17 protein-coding genes are annotated in these 13,916 nt (G+C 46.0%); 12 read left to right on the top strand and 5 right to left on the bottom strand.

Annotated elements, in window-relative coordinates; translation table 11 throughout:
- The first annotated feature begins 75 nt into the window (after positions 1 to 75).
- The 6 genes from AC1S8V_RS25380 to AC1S8V_RS25355 all read left to right on the top strand — a co-directional run bounded on the left by AC1S8V_RS25380 (position 76) and on the right by AC1S8V_RS25355 (position 5,465).
- Positions 76 to 948: a CheR family methyltransferase gene (locus AC1S8V_RS25380; protein ID WP_482074584.1), complete on the top strand. Its 873-nt coding sequence runs from the start codon at positions 76 to 78 to the stop codon at positions 946 to 948.
- Between the two features lie 15 nt (positions 949 to 963).
- A complete protein-coding gene (locus AC1S8V_RS25375) occupies positions 964 to 2,640 on the top strand; it encodes a response regulator (RefSeq protein WP_482071238.1) in 1,677 nt (558 codons plus the stop codon).
- 86 nt (positions 2,641 to 2,726) lie between these two features.
- The gene (locus AC1S8V_RS25370) at positions 2,727 to 3,065 is read left to right on the top strand and encodes an STAS domain-containing protein (RefSeq protein ID WP_482071237.1); all 339 of its coding nucleotides are present in this window, start codon (positions 2,727 to 2,729) and stop codon (positions 3,063 to 3,065) included.
- A gap of 18 nt (positions 3,066 to 3,083) precedes the next feature.
- On the top strand, positions 3,084 to 3,536 hold the full coding sequence (rsbW, locus tag AC1S8V_RS25365) for an anti-sigma B factor RsbW (RefSeq protein ID WP_482071236.1): 453 nt from the start codon (positions 3,084 to 3,086) through the stop codon (positions 3,534 to 3,536).
- Positions 3,533 to 4,306 carry a sigma-70 family RNA polymerase sigma factor gene (locus AC1S8V_RS25360; protein WP_145325800.1) on the top strand — a complete coding sequence of 258 codons (774 nt, stop codon included), beginning with the start codon at positions 3,533 to 3,535 and terminating at the stop codon, positions 4,304 to 4,306. Before rsbW ends, AC1S8V_RS25360 begins: the two co-directional genes overlap by 4 nt.
- Before the next feature lie 127 nt (positions 4,307 to 4,433).
- Positions 4,434 to 5,465, top strand: a complete 1,032-nt coding sequence (locus AC1S8V_RS25355; protein ID WP_482074583.1) for a magnesium transporter CorA family protein — start codon at positions 4,434 to 4,436, stop codon at positions 5,463 to 5,465.
- Between the two features lie 17 nt (positions 5,466 to 5,482).
- Here AC1S8V_RS25355 and AC1S8V_RS25350 read toward each other — a convergent pair whose 3' ends face one another.
- The 4 genes from AC1S8V_RS25350 to AC1S8V_RS25335 form a co-directional block, all read right to left on the bottom strand.
- Entirely contained in the window at positions 5,483 to 5,848 is a 366-nt protein-coding gene (locus tag AC1S8V_RS25350) for a DUF5665 domain-containing protein (protein WP_482071235.1), read from the bottom strand.
- Positions 5,849 to 5,929: 81 nt separating this feature from the next.
- On the bottom strand, positions 5,930 to 6,337 hold the full coding sequence (locus AC1S8V_RS25345; protein WP_458462305.1) for a YtxH domain-containing protein: 408 nt from the start codon (positions 6,335 to 6,337) through the stop codon (positions 5,930 to 5,932).
- A 63-nt stretch (positions 6,338 to 6,400) separates the two neighbouring features.
- Positions 6,401 to 6,658 carry a GlsB/YeaQ/YmgE family stress response membrane protein gene (locus AC1S8V_RS25340; RefSeq protein ID WP_017692278.1) on the bottom strand — a complete coding sequence of 86 codons (258 nt, stop codon included), beginning with the start codon at positions 6,656 to 6,658 and terminating at the stop codon, positions 6,401 to 6,403.
- Positions 6,659 to 6,792: 134 nt separating this feature from the next.
- Entirely contained in the window at positions 6,793 to 7,494 is a 702-nt protein-coding gene (locus AC1S8V_RS25335) for a phosphatase PAP2 family protein (protein ID WP_482071234.1), read from the bottom strand.
- A gap of 176 nt (positions 7,495 to 7,670) precedes the next feature.
- On the opposite strand from AC1S8V_RS25335, the gene AC1S8V_RS25330 reads away from it, so the two are divergent.
- Both AC1S8V_RS25330 and AC1S8V_RS25325 read left to right on the top strand, forming a co-directional pair.
- Positions 7,671 to 8,690, top strand: a complete 1,020-nt coding sequence (locus tag AC1S8V_RS25330) for an asparaginase (protein WP_482071233.1) — start codon at positions 7,671 to 7,673, stop codon at positions 8,688 to 8,690.
- Between the two features lie 139 nt (positions 8,691 to 8,829).
- A complete protein-coding gene (locus AC1S8V_RS25325) occupies positions 8,830 to 9,555 on the top strand; it encodes a pirin family protein (RefSeq protein ID WP_482071232.1) in 726 nt (241 codons plus the stop codon).
- 151 nt (positions 9,556 to 9,706) lie between these two features.
- Here AC1S8V_RS25325 and AC1S8V_RS25320 read toward each other — a convergent pair whose 3' ends face one another.
- Entirely contained in the window at positions 9,707 to 9,931 is a 225-nt protein-coding gene (locus tag AC1S8V_RS25320; protein ID WP_017692283.1) for a DUF1128 domain-containing protein, read from the bottom strand.
- A gap of 158 nt (positions 9,932 to 10,089) precedes the next feature.
- Between AC1S8V_RS25320 and yyaC the strand changes: the two genes are divergently transcribed.
- From yyaC to AC1S8V_RS25300, 4 genes are all read left to right on the top strand, one after another.
- Positions 10,090 to 10,647, top strand: coding sequence for a spore protease YyaC (gene yyaC / locus AC1S8V_RS25315; protein ID WP_482071231.1), 558 nt, complete (start codon positions 10,090 to 10,092; stop codon positions 10,645 to 10,647).
- A gap of 60 nt (positions 10,648 to 10,707) precedes the next feature.
- Positions 10,708 to 11,499, top strand: a complete 792-nt coding sequence (locus AC1S8V_RS25310; protein ID WP_482071230.1) for an alpha/beta fold hydrolase — start codon at positions 10,708 to 10,710, stop codon at positions 11,497 to 11,499.
- 206 nt (positions 11,500 to 11,705) lie between these two features.
- Positions 11,706 to 12,410 (top strand): DUF6483 family protein, encoded by a 705-nt coding sequence (locus tag AC1S8V_RS25305; RefSeq protein WP_482071229.1) that lies wholly within the window; start codon positions 11,706 to 11,708, stop codon positions 12,408 to 12,410.
- A gap of 95 nt (positions 12,411 to 12,505) precedes the next feature.
- Positions 12,506 to 13,747: a class I SAM-dependent methyltransferase gene (locus AC1S8V_RS25300; protein WP_482071228.1), complete on the top strand. Its 1,242-nt coding sequence runs from the start codon at positions 12,506 to 12,508 to the stop codon at positions 13,745 to 13,747.
- Positions 13,748 to 13,916: the final 169 nt, after the last annotated feature.

Genomic DNA, 13,916 nt, shown 5'->3' with positions numbered 1-13,916 from the left:
GTATGTTCATTGTTTGGGTAATGAAAGACAATAAGACGAATACGCAAGTAACAAATGAAGAAGTGGAGCGAAATTATGACACCGTGGGAACCTACCGAGACAGGGACAGATTTGGTCCGCATACCGCAAGATGAAGAGCGCGAGCTGATCGAGATTGAGTTGCTGTTGGAAGGCATGCACCGTTTATATGGATATGATTTTAGAAACTATGCACTGCCATCCCTAAAGCGAAGAATCTGGCATCATGCACATGCCGAAGGTGTTAAGAGCATATCCGGCTTGCAGGAGCGTGTCCTTCATGACCGTTCCGCGTTTGAACGTTTTGTACAGAACTTGTCCATCCCTGTAACGGAAATGTTTCGAGATCCCTCGCTTTTCCGAATGTTTCGGGAACAGATTATTCCTATTCTGAGAACCTATCCGTACATCCGAATCTGGCATGCGGGTTGCTCTACGGGAGAGGAAGTCTATTCCATGGCCATCATGTTGCATGAGGAAGGACTGTATGACAAGGCAAGAATCTACGCAACCGATATGAACGATCGCTCATTGCAACAGGCCAAAGAGGGCGTTTACGGTATTGAGAAAATGAAGCTATTTACTACAAATTATTTGGAGGCAGGGGGTACCAGAGCCTTCTCTGAGTACTATACAGCGAAATACAATTCGGTGATATTTCATCCTTTTCTAAGGAAGAACATTATATTCGCCGAGCACAACCTGGCAACAGACCGGTCATTTAACGAGTTTAATGTTATCTTTTGCCGCAATGTCATGATTTATTTCAATGATGAACTGCGGAACCATGTGCATGGGCTGTTTCACGAGAGCTTGAGCCACTTTGGTATTCTGGTTCTGGGGTCTAAAGAATCGATACATTTTACAGAGTTCAGTGATACCTATGAGCCGTTAGACCGGACCGAAAAAATATACCGGAAGATCAAATAGGGGGTTAGGTTAGCCATGGGGCTCAATGAACCAATCCACATATTATTGGTAGATGACCGCCCTGAGAACTTGCTTGCTCTTGAAGCGGTTCTGGAATCGGAACAATATAAACTCGTTAAGGCAACTTCCGGAGAAGAGGCACTCCGCTGTCTGCTGAAAGACGAATTTGCGGTTATCGTACTTGATGTGCAGATGCCTGGAATGGACGGAATTGAGACAGCAAAGTTAATTAAGGCACGGGACAAGTCCAAGGATGTGCCGATCATCTTCATCTCAGCAAATAGCAGAGAGGCGGAGCACTTATTTGCCGGATATTCAGCCGGGGCCATTGATTACATGGTTAAGCCGTTTATTCCTCAGATTTTGAAATCCAAGATCGAGGGCTTTGTGGAGATGTTTATCACAAATAAACGATTGAAGACACAGACGATGCTGCTTCACCAGAAGACACAGGAACTGGAGAAGATGAACCAACAACTCATTCAGGCCAAGGAAGAAGCGGAAATTGCAGCCAATGCGAAGACCGAGTTCCTGGCGATGATGAGCCATGAGATTCGCACGCCGATGAATGGAGTCATCGGCATGGTGGATCTGCTAATGGAGACGGAACTGAAGGAAGATCAGAAGGAATACGCAGACATCGTTCGTCGCAGTGCGGATGCACTCGTGACGGTAATTAATGACATCCTTGATTTTACCAAGATGGAATCCGGCAAAATGGATTTGGAAGAGCATCCTTTCGAACTAGTCTCCTGTATTCGGGAAGTACTGGGATTGTTTGCTGCAGAAGCAGGCAAAAAAAATCTGGAACTGGACTATTTCCTCGAAGATTCTGTCCCTCAATTAATCTATGGAGATATGGCGAGGCTACGCCAGGTTCTCTTGAACCTGATTGCTAATGCGATTAAATTCACCGACCATGGCGGGGTATATCTGATCGTGTCAGTTAAGGAGGAGAATGGCGGACGAATGGCATTAGAGTTTGCCGTGAAGGACACAGGGATAGGCATTGCGTCAGACAAAGTTGATCGCCTGTTTCAGCCATTTTCCCAGCTGGATACATCCATGACTCGCAAGTATGGTGGAACGGGCTTAGGGCTAGCCATATGCAAGACTTTGGTCGAAATGATGGGTGGACAGATTTATCTGGACACTACGGAGCAGCGGGGGGCAACGTTTGTATTTACGATTCAGGCGAAACGCTATGTAGAAACCGAACTGGTACAGATGAACGGAGAAGAGAAGCTGACGGATGTGAAGAATGAGAATAAATATCCTACGGTATTAATTGTGGATGATCATCCCATTAACCAGAAGTTGATGTCGATTATGCTCAGTAAGCTTGGGTTGTTATCGGACATAGCTGAAGATGGGCAGAGCGCACTGGACATGGTGCTCGGTAGCCGTCATCCCTATGACTATGTATTCATGGATCTGCAGATGCCAGTTATGGACGGTCTGGAATGTACACGGCGGATTAGAGAGAGCTTGCCCCAGTCCAACCAGCCCATCATTATAGCCATGACTGCTAACGTTATGGAAGGGATTCAGCAACGCTGTACTGCCGCAGGTATGGATGATTATATTAGTAAACCGGTGAAAATGGGTAATGTAAAACAGAAAATTACCCATTTTCAGAAACCACGACAAATGTTAAACTCAGGTCCATCTGCCATGAATCATGCCAATTGAAACATTTTCCAAACTTCTTTTTGTTTCACTCATGCTGAAGTTGGGTTATTAGGTAAGGAAACCATTGATCAGGAGAGAGATGTCTAATGAATACAAATAAAAATGAAAAATTCAATGCAAGAACTGAAGCAGAAGACGGTGTGTGCACAGTGTATCTGACTGGCGAATTGGATTTGTCTGTCGCTCCTGATTTCCGTTTGGTCATGGAGCCGCTCGTGGATAACAAGGAACAGGATCTTATGATCAACATGAAAGATTTGAAGTATATCGATAGTACAGGGATTGGCATCCTGCTATCTGTTCTGAAGGCTAGACATGGAATGGAAGCTCGCTTTGAAGTACAGGAAGTTCCTGCGCAAATCCAGAAACTTTTTGACATGACGGGCATCGCCAAATTCTTTGTCACACAGAAGAATTCCCAATAGGAAAGGATCGAAAAAGGAATGAATGCAGAAGTTCAAAGAGTCACCCTTAATTTACCGGCGACAGCTGATTACGTCGATATTGTAAGACTCAATCTTTATGGAGTAGCATCCAAAATGGGATTCTCTTATGAAGACATTGAAGATATGAAAGTTGCTGTATCCGAGGCCTGTAACAACTCTGTACTGTATGCCTACTCACATGAAGGCGGCATGGTTGAAGTCGTATTTGAAGTGGATGGCGAGACATTGTCCATTACTGTTAAAGACGAAGGTGCCAGTTTCGAGAACATGAACCCTGCTGTGGCACGTGCCGGTCTTCACGACAAAGAACTGACAGAAGCACAGATTGGCGGACTTGGGTTCTACCTGATGCAAGCCTTGATGGACGATGTCAGTGTGGAAAGTGAGACGGGCAAAGGTACGAAAGTAGTACTCGTAAAACGTCTTGCAAGAAGTGAGGAGAAAGTATGAGTGAAAAAGTGACTCCCCCAGAGTCCATGTCTGAAGCAATAGGTTTGATCTGGGAATACCAGCAAACCCAAGATAATGAAATTGCAACAGTTCTCATCCGTAAATATGAACCGATGGTAAAGATGGCAGCAGGTAAAATTGCTCGGAATCGCCCCGATCTATACGAGGACTTGTATCAGACCGGGCAGATGGCATTGATTCGTTTGCTCAAGCAATACGATATCAACCTGGGTATCCCATTCGAACCTTATGCCATGAAGAGCATGATCGGTCATATGAAGAACTATTTGCGAGATAAATCCTGGTATATTCAGGTGCCCCGGAGGATTAAGGAAAAAGGAGCACTTGTGCAGCATGCCATTGATGAGCTAACCGTGAAGCTGGAGCGCTCACCTGGTGTGAACGAGATTGCTGAATACCTTGATTTGACTGCAGAAGAGACAATTGAAGTTCTGGCTGGTCGGGAATGTTACCACTATGTGTCACTGGATTCTCCGTTATCTCAGGATGACAGTGCAGCCACATTGGGAGAACTGATCAGTGCAGATGTAAATGACTTTGATTCAGTCGAAAAACGGATGGACTTGCAACAGGCATTGGCACAATTGAAGGAACAGGAACAGAAGGTACTTATTCTAGCATTCCAGGATGGCCAGTCTCAGCGGGCAATTGCCCAGAAGCTTGGTGTTTCACAGATGAGTGTATCTCGGATTCAGAAGCGAGCTACAGAGAAATTGAAACAGATCATGTCCAATGCTTCAATGTTATGAAAGATGAATCCCTGATATTGTTGAGCACGGCATAAAGAAGGACACGTAATTCCATTGGAATACATACGTGTCCTTTTTGGGATTAAAAAGGTTGTATGCAATAAACATATTTGCAGGAGTGGATATTGTGATTGTGGACCAAATCAAGCTGGAAGCTCGTCGCGACAAGTTAGCTTGCTCCGATCATTGGCAATGGTGGGATTGGGTTGCACCTGACACGGATAGCATGAAGAATGCCTTGGAGGAGCTGACAGAGGCCTTTCCTGATATGCAGTATTGGCTTCATAAAATTCCGGAAGTGGAATCGAATTATTTGTCCGTCCGTTTCGTGAATGGTACGGAGCCCGTCATATTTGGCTCCTTGTTATATGCGATTAAGAATGAGAGAGATGACAAACGAAAAGATAATCAGATGTTCTTTTATGTCGATCGTACCAACCTGGTTACTTTGAATATGGATGACAACACAAGAGGCATTATGAAGACAGATGAACGTGCGAATATGTTGCAACAATGTACGGTGGCGAGGGAGGGCATGTTTGTACTTTTTCGAGCTATACTGCATTACTACCATGTGGGAATGGATCATTTTGAGATGAACCTGCGTGATTTGGAACGAAAGATGGAGTCTCGTAATGCACGCACCTTGATGGATCAGATTCTGGCTGCCCGATTTGAATTGTTATACTGGAGCAATCTGTTTATCCCGTATTCGGAACTCATGGCCGCTGCCCATGAAGCTTACCTTAGTGAGCTGAAAGACAACCGTTTCTTTCTACAGCTTCAATATCGTGTGGAACGGATGGAGCGTCTCTTTAACCATTATGAGAAAGAGATTGACACCTTAATCTCTATTGATAATGCAATCTCAGGGGTTCGTGGCAATGAGATTATGAAGACGCTAACCATAGTTACAGCTGTGTTCATACCGGCAACGGCTGCTGGAGCGATATGGGGCATGAACTTTGAGAATCTGCCCCTGATCGACAAGAGCTGGGGAGTTGTACTGGTCATCGGACTGATTATCTTTAGCATGATCAGCATGTATGTATGGCTGATGATGAAAGGATGGACAGGGGATCTGCTGAAAGTGAAATCTTCACAGCCTTCAGCTGAAGAGATAGAGAAAAAAGAAATGACTAAAACGCGTAGGGGATAGCCTATTGGCTAGTCCTCTTAGTTTTTGTAATCTTCAATATAGCCAAGTAAATCAGCAATGTATTGTCCAACAATCGGCATATTGACGAATTGGCTGAGAATGAATGCGAGCAAACCCAGAACAACAAAGGTACCTACGGTCAGACCAAGTCCTCGTGCCATACCCGCTGTAAAGTTGGTAATAATCCGCTTTTTGGGACTGCTGTAATTCTCGATAATATCCTTGATCTGTGCTCGCTCCAGACTGTCCGCAATCTGGTCCAGACGTGTGTTCAATCGCTTTACCTCATGCCGTAATTCAAAAGGGTGCTCACTTGTATCATACTGTTGAGTGGGTGTTCCTCCTGTAACCGGAGTATTACCGTTCATCGTGACTTTACTCATGTTCTTACCTCCTTAAGTTGCTTTGGATAAAAAATAGCCAGCTGAAATACAGCTGGCTATTGGTCACTCGATCTGTAAAGCTTACAGACTAGTCGAGTTCAGTTCTTTACGTGTATCTTCCTTCGCTTCAACGGAAGCGGCAGCCACTTCATCAGATGCACGGGATGCTTCGTTGGCTACATCCGCGGATGCTTTTCTCACAGATTCCATAACATCATTGCGGCCCTGGTTTACCGTTTTTGCAATATCGGAAGTTTTGGAAGAGACCGTTTTAGCCAGTTCAGAGGCTTTGTCACCTACAACAGTTGCCACTTCTTTAGTACGGTCAGTAACCATGCCTACTTTCTCGGACAGATCACCACGCAATTCACGTCCTGGTTTAGGTGCGAAGAGTAGAGCTGCAGCTGCTCCCAGCAAACCCCCGATGAAAATTCCCTTGGCGAAAGTTGAACCCGTCTGTACAGGATATTGTTCTTCTGCTTTATTCATGCTAATCACTCCTTCTTCAAATTAAGAAACAAATACGAAACAACGAACACCTTGTTGCCCGAATCAGGCAGCCTGTCTTAGCAGTCTGGACACAAGCCCCAGCAAGAAAACAAAGAGCGCTGTACCAATGATGGCAGGAATAATGGCAAAGTTACCGATAACCGGTCCCCAGTTACCAAGCAAAAGTGCTCCCAGCCAGGCTCCGGCAAATCCGGCGATCATTGCACCGATGATGCCCCCGGGCATATTGTGACCAGCTAGTGCATCTCCGATCAAACCGATGATGACAGCCATCACAATGCTGATAATGATGCCCCACATAACAACCGCCTCCTTTAAACTTGATGTAGGATGTTGTCTGTTCGCGTTTGCTTACTTCGTATATAAACCCCGTGCAACCCTGTGAAACAATAAAGATGAGGATGAATGAACTGGAAATCAGAGGAATTCATTCTTTAGCGGCTTTGTTTAATGCCTTTAATCATGCAGAAGATCCATGCCAATCCAGCAGTAAATCCAGTAAATACATCCGTAGGATAATGAACGCCCAACATAATTCGGCTGAGGCCAATCAAGAAAATAAAACTGATACCGCATAGAACAGGAAGCCACACACTGGAAGAGTTATGTCGCTGTCGTTCAATCGCCCAGATTACAAAGAGCATGCCGTAGAAACCCATGGAGATCATGGCATGTCCGCTGGGGAAGCTATACCCGTGAACAACCAGCAGATGATCCAGTTCAGGTCGGCTTCGTCTGAAAAATTCTTTCAATAACGTATTCAGAATCCACATCATGGCAAAGCTTCCCGAGATCGCATATCCATATATAACAAACCTTGGGCTGCGTTGCATGAAGAAAAGAAGAGCAAAACCTCCTGCAGCCACCACAGAGATTTTGAATGAACCAAGTACGGTGATGAATGTAAGGTAAGGGAGTAGATGAAGACGGGAATCCGAATTCAGATAAAATAATTGCTGAATTTGATCATCCAGATGAATAATAACATCAGCACCCAACCAGGCACCCAGACCTGCCAGGATGAACACAATCGAAGCGCTGATGGCCATACCAGCCAAACTCCAGTTGAGGAGGGGGCGTAACAACATGCCGGGAGCTGAACCGGCTGAGGATGGTGTATACGTTTTGCGCGGCATAGTGAGTTTCTCCTTCAATATTGTAATAGATAAACATAGATGATAAAGCTATACCCGGAATAGCTGTCGAAAAAACTGTAAAAACGTCACTTTTGTACTATACTATTTAAGATATCCCATGCGGCGTCGTGACGCAAAGCAGAGATGAATTCGGGAGTACAAAGGAGAGAACTCGCATGGAGAGTGCCTTGTTAATTAAAGAATACCGTGCAGGCGTTATGGAATGCGCCCACTACGGACACATAAGTATTACGGATGAGCATGGCAGAATCGTATACTCGGCTGGTGATCCTCATTTTAGAGCGTTCACTCGCTCATCTGCCAAACCTTTTCAAGCCATTCCAGGCATTCGGGCAGGAATTGCCGGTCACTACGGTCTCTCAGCACAGGAGATTGCTATCATGTCCTCTTCACACCGTTCGGAACCGGAACACATTCGGGTGTTGGAGCAGCTATCCGGTAAAATCGGATTGGGAGAAGAATGCCTGATCTGTGCACCAAGCTATCCGCTTAATGAAGAAAGCCGTAATCAATGGTTACGTGGACAAGGGGAGAAACGTCGCATTTTGCATAACTGCTCCGGCAAACATCTGGGAATTCTGGGATACAGTCAGATGAAGCAAGTTGATTTGGGCAGTTACGCTGAGCCGGATCATCCAGTGCAACGTGAAATTCTTGAAACGTTTGCCGACCTGGCAGGCATTGAGGAAAAGGAGATTGAGCTTGGGACGGATGGCTGCGGCTTTCCGGTATTTTCTTTGCCGTTGTCGGCATTGTCGAACGCCTATCTGAAGCTCGCTTGTCCGGATCTTATCGCTGATCCTTCCACAAGAACAGCTGTAGAGACCATAACATCAGCTATGAATGAACATCCGTTGATGGTAGGTGGCACGGAGCGGGTAGATTCAGTGCTATTGGAAGACGATAACATTGTAGCGAAAGGTGGATTCAAGGGGGTCTTTGGATTTGGTCTGAAAAAAGAACGGCTGGGAGTCACCTTCAAGGTACTGGATGGTTCCGAGGAAGAGTGGGCCTTCATTACCCAATCCATCCTGAAACAGATTGGTTATTCCAATGACAGAACCATTGCACGATTGGCTGAAGTATTCCCTTCGGATATCCGAAATGACGCAGGTACCCTTGTGGGTCATGCAGAAACTGAGTTCCTTCTGCACTCACTTGAAGATAGCCTATAACCTTAAGAAGGGGCGTGATTAGAGTTGCCGGACCTCGGGTAAAGATGACATACCAACTGGTATTCATCTATACAATTCATATACACGCACGGACTGCCGCGGTAAAGTGGCAGTTCTAAACCCTTGGAGGTGGATGAACATGATTAAAGTGGTGACATCGGAAGAAAGGCACACGTCGGATCGAGGTTGGATACACAGTGAATTCAGCTTTTCCTTTGCGGATTATGATGATCCGAGCAATGCCCATTTTGGCTGTTTGCTTGCCCATAATGACAACACGCTGATGCCGCAAGAAGGCTTTAAGAAACATCCACATCATGATCTTGAACTTGTCAGTTATGTCATATCAGGCACGCTCAAGCATACGGACAGCATGGGAACAGAGCAATTACTTGAGCCAGGCACGGTTCAGGTGATGAGTGCAGGTACGGGAGTGGAGCATTCCGAGACCAATCCGTCAACGGATGAACCGGTACGTTTCCTCCAGATGTGGTTTTTGCCGTCTGAACGTATGCTGAAACCTTCTTATACGAATCGAAGGGTAGAGGCTCAGGAACATTTGAATCGTCTATGTCCGATTGTATCCGGGCAAGGTGGGGAGGGAGCCGAGAGCGCATTGCCTATTTCCCAGGATGTGACCTGTTACTTGTCCCATTTGGAATCCGGTAAGAAGTTGATGTACCCGCAGCACGAAGATCGGCGTACACATCTTTTTCTGATCAGTGGACATGTCGAGATTAACTGTTCGGATGGTAATTTCAACCTCAAGCCGGGGGATGCTGCACGAATTCGCAAAAGCTGTGATCTGCAAATCACGAGCACAGGTAGCGAACCTGCCGAATTTGTTCTGGTTGACCTGCCTTAAGGATGGGATGTATTCCGTTAAGGATATTCTGGAAATATAAACATGCCAAAAAGGACCTGTTCCCATGTTGATGTGGAAAACAGGTCCTTTTTTTTGCTTGCTTTTGAATAGGACTTCATAGAAATCGCAAATAATCAAAAGCAACACTCTGCTAAGATTTACGAAGATTACCTAGTTCTGAAGCGACAGCTTCCACTTCAGAGATACTGAGATGTTCCTTGCTCAAAATCATTTCATACAGGTCAAACAGATCTTCATATTTCTCAAGTGGGAATGAAGAAGCTTGCATGGCGGCACCGCTTGCCATACGAAGTTTGGTTTTGATCGCTTCAATCATATATTCCATATTGGCTGCTGTTGCTTGTGTTAAATCCATCGTTAAGATCATCCCTTCCGTATCGGAAACTCTTGTTATTGTATCATGATTGGAAGTGCTCAGGCCAATGCTTTTGCGGGGAGACGAAGCATCGGTTACAATGATGGATACAACAACAGGGTTTAATGGAAACCTGAGTGTACTGGAGGGAATACAGCTTGGCAGCGTATAAGCGAGAAATGGTTCGCCATCAAGGAAGGGAAGTCCGTAAAGGTGTGCCTGCAGAGGATCTGGTCTTATTTTTCAAAAACATCGTTCAGCTTCATTCTCCAGATGAAATTACGTTTGTCTGCATCGGTACCGATCGTTCCACCGGGGATGCTCTGGGTCCACTGACAGGAAGTTTACTGCAAGAGAGCGGAATGGAGAACGTGATTGGCACGCTGTCTTCCCCTTGTGATGCAGATACGCTGGAAAAGAAATTGGCACTTATTCCTGCACACCATACCATCATAGCGATTGATGCATGTCTGGGTCCAAAGCATGCGGTAGGTACATACTATCTCTCGAATAACCCACTCATTCCGGCCCAATCGGTCGGAGGCAAGCTACCCCCTGTTGGACAATACAGTTTAGCAGCTGTGGTTAATGCTAATGGACCAAGGCCCTATTCCATTTTGCAGATGACCTCGCTTCACTTGGTCATGGGGATGTCCCGAACGATTGCAGACGCCGCAATTGAAGCATGGAAATGGAGACAAACGTTTCATTCATGATATGTAGGCTTAATAATATACAACCTGAATTATATCATTCGCGCAGAGAGAGGGATTCATATGGAAAAAGTGATGTGTGATGGAACGACGATTTGTTATGCCGAACAAGGTAAGGGAGAAGCACTCATTTTGCTCCACGGATACTGTGGCAGTTCATCGTATTGGGATGAGGTCGTACCTGAACTGGCACGCAGCTATCGCTGTATCGTACCTGATCTGCGTGGACACGGAAAAACGGATGCACCTGTAGGAAGTTATACCATCGAACAGATGGGCAACGATGTATTACAGCTGATGGATGAGCTGAACGTGGAAAAGGCGGTCCTTCTGGGACACTCCATGGGAGGATATATTGCGCTCTCTATCGCACAACGTCACCCGGAGCGTTTGAATGCATTTGGTCTGATTCATTCCACAGCCTATCCGGACAGTGAAGAAGCCAAGGAGAAACGCCTGCGCGCTGTATCCGCCATTCAAACTGAAGGTATCGTAAATTTTGTAGATGGACTGGTTCCCGGACTGTTTGCACCGGAACATGTGGAATCGCTATCTAAGCATGTAACACGTGTGAAGGAGATTGGTTACAAGACCGTACCTCAAGGTGCTGTCGGCGCTGCACTTGCTATGCGAGAACGCCCGGATCGCCGCGATGTGTTATCGGCTACACCTTTACCTGTATTGCTGGTTGCGGGAGAGAAGGATGCTGTTATCCCGCCAGAACGCACATTTACAAGTGACAAGCCACATATCGTGCAAGCCGTGATTGCGGGTGCGGGTCATATGAGCATGTATGAAGCTCCTGAAGAGTTAATTCAGGTCATTAAACAATTTATGGCTGGCTTATCGAAGTAATTTAATTTCATTAGTACCAGTACCATTCAAGTCCAATCCCTGCAACGTCCCTTTGGGACAGGCGGGGGTTGGTGCGTTTAGGGCCATAACATAGACGCGTATGTCTTGTTTTTGGCTTTTTGTCATGGCATGAATTAAAATAATTATAAAGGGACGATGTGAGAACGAGTGGATTGATAGGGTCGAACGATGAGGGGGCATACCAGATGTTCAGAAAAGATTATCTGCTCCGCATGATGGAGGAAATGACAGAGGCGATTGGCAAAGTGTTCACGCTCAAGCAGCAACGTAAGCACGCGGAGGCATTGTCCGAGTTGGATGAATTGATGCGCAGGCAGTTTGGGTTGAACTTATCTTTACTGAACTCATTGCCAGCGGAGGATGTTATTGAAATGTTTCGTTTTCGCGGAGTTATCGAAGTGGACAATCTGCAGCAAGCCGCCAGGCTGATTGAAGAAGAAGCTTACATTTATCAAGAGAAGGCCAGAGTGGAAGGCATAGATGATCAGGAGAGAATGGATGCAGAGGATGAGGCTGTCATCCGATTGATGAGATCACTTCATTTTTACCTGTATGCATTGAATCATGGCGCTAATCCTAAGTTATTGGACGCACCGGAACGGGTAGAGGGTGTATTGGGGCTCACCAAAGAATATGAACTCCCTGCCCGAACCGTGAGACAGCTTGCCCTGTATCGTGAGCAACAAGGACGGTACGACCAGGCAGAGAACAGTTGGTACAGGTTGTTACAGCTTGGTGCTGACTTCCCGGTGAATTATCGAGCTGATGTGCAGGCGTTCTACGAAAGGTTGAGCCATCTCACGGATGAACAACTGGAGCAAGGTGGTCTGCCACGGAACGAAGTTGAAGAGGGGCTAGCTGAACTCACTCGTCAAGAGATGAGCTCATAAATATGGATTGGATCAAGGCTTGTTACATGCCTTCACTTGGAGAGGGAACGGAATTGTGGTATGGTAACGGTTGACCAAACCAAACCGAAAGTGAGATGTACCCCGTGGATTCATTGCGAAAGCTTATACAAGACATCTTTGAACAGAATTCGCTGATCACAGCGACCTGGAGCCAGCTGCGCAGACGGGACAATGTCTCGTATACCAAAGTGCAAGTCAAGCCGGTGACACTGAAGAATCAGCTGCATTATCAATTTGCATTTCATTATAACAACAAAGTGCTGCACGAGAATTTGATTCCGGCTGAAGCGGCCGAGCGCATGACATTGCTATGCGAAGAGACGTTTCGTCAAGGGCTGCTCTGCACGACCGAGGCAGACTATCAAATTTTGATCAGCAAAAAATATAAAGTATCCATACTGACCAAATCTGCTTCCAAGACTGCGGTGGATCTTTCGCATAATCGCAAGAAGCAATATGTATTGGAAGAGGGAGTGCCCGTCTCGTTCCTCGTTGAACTTGGTATTATGAACGAAGAAGGTCGTGTGCTGACCCGCAAGTATGACAAGTTCAGACAGATCAACCGTTTCCTCGAAATGGTGCAGGATGTCATTCCGCATCTGCCGGAGGGACGTCCGCTGACCATCGTTGATTTTGGTTGTGGCAAGTCTTATCTGACATTTGCGTTATATCACTACCTGTCTGTACAACAACGGCGTTCGCTCAAGATTATTGGTCTCGACTTGAAGGCTGACGTGATCGAACATTGCAATGATCTGGCTAACAAATTACATTATGGTGACCTGAAGTTCCTGGTTGGAGACATCGCCGACTACGATGAACTAAATGAAGTGGATATGGTCGTAACGCTGCATGCTTGTGATACAGCTACCGATGCGGCTTTGGAGAAGGCGGTTCGCTGGGGCGCTTCAGTCATTCTGTCTGTGCCTTGCTGTCAGCACGAGCTGTTTGACCAGGTTGAATCTTCCGTGATGAATCCGTTGTTGTCTCATGGTATCCTGAAGGAACGTTTCTCCGCACTGGCTACGGATGCGATTCGTGCCAAGCTGCTTGACCTGATGGGATATAAAACACAACTGCTAGAATTCATCGATATGGAGCATACGCCCAAAAATATATTGATTCGTGCCGTTCGTGGTCAGGCCGGCGAAGTGACGGATATGTGGAATGAATATACAGCTTTCCGTGATTTCATTCATGCCGATCCATATTTGGAGCGGGTTTGTGCGGATTTGCTTCCAGGCGATGGCAAACAGACCAGCGGGAAATCAGGTAAAGGAACCGTTCAGGATTCCGCACATTGCGACCTTTGCTGAGTGTGCCAATGACAATCCAGGGACATACTGCAATTAGGGTCTCTGAATGTAAACTTCAATACAGTGCACAACCTTCGTTGCAAGCAACATCATAACTGTCAGATCTATCAGACAGAAGGACCCTTTATCGGGATCTTCTGTCTTTTTGTTATGCATGTGGAGCCGTGAA

This window comes from Paenibacillus sp. B46(2026) (assembly GCF_056786355.1).
The sequence above is the reverse complement of the archived record's forward strand: the minus strand, read 5'-3'. Positions and strand labels throughout refer to the sequence as shown.

What these genes read in the sequence shown, in the direction of transcription:
- AC1S8V_RS25380 (WP_482074584.1), top strand. Translation starts at nt 76, where the DNA reads ATGACACCGTGGGAACCTACCGAGACAGGGACAGATTTGGTCCGCATA.
- AC1S8V_RS25375 (WP_482071238.1), top strand. Translation starts at nt 964, where the DNA reads ATGGGGCTCAATGAACCAATCCACATATTATTGGTAGATGACCGCCCT.
- AC1S8V_RS25370 (WP_482071237.1), top strand. Translation starts at nt 2,727, where the DNA reads ATGAATACAAATAAAAATGAAAAATTCAATGCAAGAACTGAAGCAGAA.
- rsbW (WP_482071236.1), top strand. Translation starts at nt 3,084, where the DNA reads ATGAATGCAGAAGTTCAAAGAGTCACCCTTAATTTACCGGCGACAGCT.
- AC1S8V_RS25360 (WP_145325800.1), top strand. Translation starts at nt 3,533, where the DNA reads ATGAGTGAAAAAGTGACTCCCCCAGAGTCCATGTCTGAAGCAATAGGT.
- AC1S8V_RS25350 (WP_482071235.1), bottom strand. Translation starts at nt 5,848, where the DNA reads ATGAGTAAAGTCACGATGAACGGTAATACTCCGGTTACAGGAGGAACA.
- AC1S8V_RS25345 (WP_458462305.1), bottom strand. Translation starts at nt 6,337, where the DNA reads ATGAATAAAGCAGAAGAACAATATCCTGTACAGACGGGTTCAACTTTC.
- AC1S8V_RS25340 (WP_017692278.1), bottom strand. Translation starts at nt 6,658, where the DNA reads ATGTGGGGCATCATTATCAGCATTGTGATGGCTGTCATCATCGGTTTG.
- AC1S8V_RS25335 (WP_482071234.1), bottom strand. Translation starts at nt 7,494, where the DNA reads ATGCCGCGCAAAACGTATACACCATCCTCAGCCGGTTCAGCTCCCGGC.
- AC1S8V_RS25330 (WP_482071233.1), top strand. Translation starts at nt 7,671, where the DNA reads ATGGAGAGTGCCTTGTTAATTAAAGAATACCGTGCAGGCGTTATGGAA.
- AC1S8V_RS25325 (WP_482071232.1), top strand. Translation starts at nt 8,830, where the DNA reads ATGATTAAAGTGGTGACATCGGAAGAAAGGCACACGTCGGATCGAGGT.
- AC1S8V_RS25320 (WP_017692283.1), bottom strand. Translation starts at nt 9,931, where the DNA reads ATGGATTTAACACAAGCAACAGCAGCCAATATGGAATATATGATTGAA.
- AC1S8V_RS25310 (WP_482071230.1), top strand. Translation starts at nt 10,708, where the DNA reads ATGGAAAAAGTGATGTGTGATGGAACGACGATTTGTTATGCCGAACAA.
- AC1S8V_RS25305 (WP_482071229.1), top strand. Translation starts at nt 11,706, where the DNA reads ATGTTCAGAAAAGATTATCTGCTCCGCATGATGGAGGAAATGACAGAG.
- AC1S8V_RS25300 (WP_482071228.1), top strand. Translation starts at nt 12,506, where the DNA reads ATGTACCCCGTGGATTCATTGCGAAAGCTTATACAAGACATCTTTGAA.